Raw genomic sequence first — 508 nt, 5'->3', positions numbered from 1 at the left:
GAACAACGACGGCATCGTCTACCTGTTCAAGAAGAACAAGGTCACCTTTTTTCACGGCCGCGGCTCCTTTGTCGCTGCAAAAGACGGCCTCTATGACATCAAGGTCGCCGGTGCCGCTGAGGAAACCATCTCCGGCAAGCACATCGTCGTGGCCACGGGTTCCAACGCCCGCGCGCTCCCGGGGGCACCATTTGACGAGGAAAACATCCTGTCGAATGACGGCGCACTGCGCATAGGCGCCGTGCCCAAGAAGCTGGGCCTGATCGGCTCCGGCGTGATCGGCCTGGAAATGGGCTCGGTATGGCGCCGCCTGGGTGCAGACGTGACGGTACTGGAAGGCCTGCCGACGTTCCTGGGCGCAGTCGATCAGCAGATCGCCAAGGAAGCAAAGAAAGCATTCGACAAGCAGGGTCTGAAAGTCGCGCTCGGCGTGAAGGTCGGCGAGATCAAGAGCGGCAAGAAAGGTGTGAGTGTTGCCTACACCGATGCCAAGGGTGAAGCCCAGACC

General features: G+C 60.6%; 1 protein-coding gene. It reads left to right on the top strand.

All coding sequences use genetic code 11. The features are described 5' to 3' along the window. Positions 1 to 508 (top strand): FAD-dependent oxidoreductase (locus tag AC1DWI_RS26085; RefSeq protein WP_477726323.1); only part of this gene is annotated, 508 nt, incomplete at both ends.

This window comes from Polaromonas sp. P3_C2, assembly GCF_056402675.1.
This window is presented reverse-complemented; position numbering and strand designations above follow the sequence as displayed.